Below are 2,061 nucleotides of genomic sequence, written 5' to 3' on the forward strand. Positions count from 1 at the left end.
CCCCGTACGGGCACCCCTTGCGGGTGCCCCACCCCGGTACGGGCACCCGCAAGGGGTGCCCCTACAGCGGGCCCGCCCCCACCCCGGTACGGGCACCCCTTGCGGGTGCCCCCACCCCGGTACGGGCACCCCTTGCGGGTGCCCCGTTGTATCCGGTTTCGTATGATGCAATCGCCCTAGTGCTACGCCGCTTGGCTCTTTCTCTTTTGTCGCTTCTCTGGCATAATCAAGGCTAGCGCGCCACCAGACTGCGTGGCCCTGCCAAGAACAGAACGGAGCAAACGATGCGCACGCCTCACGACACTACTGCACGAAGCTATAGCGCGGTGATCGACCATGTGCAGGAAGTACTGCTTTACGGGAGTGCCGACCTTGCCTATTGGCAGCACCGCCTGGCTCCCGTAGGATTGACCCCAACCCCGCACGCTGACCGGGCCTTACTGGTACTGGCGGCCCCCGCGCTACGCTGGGCCGGCATTCCCTTTCGCGAGCTCACGCTGGGGGTCTTTGTCGGCGAGGGGCTAACCGGTACGTCGCCGAGCGGGCTCTACCTTGCCAGCGCCTACAACTCGTCACGCCTGCTGGCCTGGCTCGAGCGTCAGTTCTTTCAAACCCCCTACACCCACCGGTCAATCGCGGTCACCGCAACCAACCCTGCAACAATCACAATCTCCCATGACAAAACCTTGGTGCTGTGTGCGCTGATGAGGCCAGCGGCCCATCCACTCTGGCAGCGGGACGAACTCTGGACAGGGTCGATCATCCTGCCCGGCCCCGGCTCGGGCTGGTTCCGCGCCCGTCTTGGTGGCCCAACCACCGCCTACCGGTTTGACCCGGCGGCTGACACCTTCACGCTTGATGCTGGCGACCCGTTATCCCGTTTGCTCGCCGAGTCACAGTTCACCCCGGACGAGTGGCACCTGCGCACCGATGCGCACCACGCTCGTTCGCGCACGTACCGCTTGCCAGTGGCAAGGTGAACGGAACGGCGGCGCCCTGTCGGGGCATAGAACATGTGGTCGCAACCGGTATGATCACCGCGCCTGTCCTCCCGTGGGCATGAAGCATGGTGCCTTTGGGGCAAAACACCCGTTTACCCCAGCAAGCCGTTGTGCGCCATATCGTTGAGCAGCGCCAACACGTCGGCCTCGCAGGTGGCCGGATCGACCTCGTATTGCTGCATCAACTGGGCGCAGAGATCGGCGACGGTCACTGGCTCGGCGATGCGGTTCCAGATGTCTGTGCCGATCTGATCCAGGCTGTAATATACGCCCCGCTCGATGTCCATCATCACGAGTTCATTGTCTACCGCGCTGGCCATGACATCGCTGGAACGGACGACGGTCAACGGTTGAAACGCACCTTGAAAACTGAATCTTGCCGGTTCCGTTCGGGAATCCTCGAACGGGTAAAAGGTTCAAGGTCGTATGCTTCTGCATCTGCACTCGCTGTCGGGTTCGCCCGACAGGGCCTTTGTCAGTAGGCCGAACGTCTCGGATGCTGACCTTCGGGTTAGTAGCGCCAGGGACAAGCCCAATTGTTTACGATTGGGTAACTGACTCTCTGGGAAGAGTCGGGCATAGTCAAAACCGGATTGTGCAAATGCCTGATCCCAACGCGCTTCATCCGCTCATTCTTCCAAAATGAGCGCCGCTATCGCATCCTGCTGCGCAGGCGACAGGCGCTGCATTTCGGCAAGCGCTTGTGCAAGCAGAGCGGCCATGCGATTCTCCTTTGGATACGCAAGCTATCTCCCTCGTAAGTATACCGCATATCGTCCGACAGCGGCGCTTTGAGTTGAGGCCCGCCCAACATGAAGTCAACGGCGTTTTCATCACTTCCATCCCTGTGACACCGCAAATGCATCGTCGCTCGTTGCCCTGCGCGATGCGGCACCGCCTTCCGCTTCCGTCGCTCAAGCGCGTCCGGGTAGGCGGTATGTTCAAGACAGATGACGAAGAGGTACATCCCGTATCGATTTAGAATGCTTTTTTGGGTGAAGCGACCTCGGAATGCAATCCGAGTTTCGCCCGCACTTCTGCACTCGAAAACGTACGCCCA

At 60.9% G+C, this 2,061-nt stretch carries 2 protein-coding genes; one reads left to right on the forward strand and one right to left on the reverse strand.

The features are described from left to right. Positions 1–284: 284 nt before the first annotated feature. Positions 285–980 carry a hypothetical protein gene (locus tag A9Q02_RS22975; RefSeq protein ID WP_097655417.1) on the forward strand — a complete coding sequence of 232 codons (696 nt, stop codon included), beginning with the start codon at positions 285–287 and terminating at the stop codon, positions 978–980. 113 nt (positions 981–1,093) lie between these two features. Here A9Q02_RS22975 and A9Q02_RS22980 read toward each other — a convergent pair whose 3' ends face one another. Then, on the reverse strand, positions 1,094–1,348 hold the full coding sequence (locus A9Q02_RS22980; protein WP_216361584.1) for a lasso peptide biosynthesis PqqD family chaperone: 255 nt from the start codon (positions 1,346–1,348) through the stop codon (positions 1,094–1,096). Between the last annotated feature and the right edge of the window lie 713 nt (positions 1,349–2,061).

The sequence above is a fragment of the Candidatus Chloroploca asiatica genome, from assembly GCF_002532075.1.
In the GTDB taxonomy this organism is placed as follows: Bacteria; Chloroflexota; Chloroflexia; order Chloroflexales; family Chloroflexaceae; genus Chloroploca; species Chloroploca asiatica.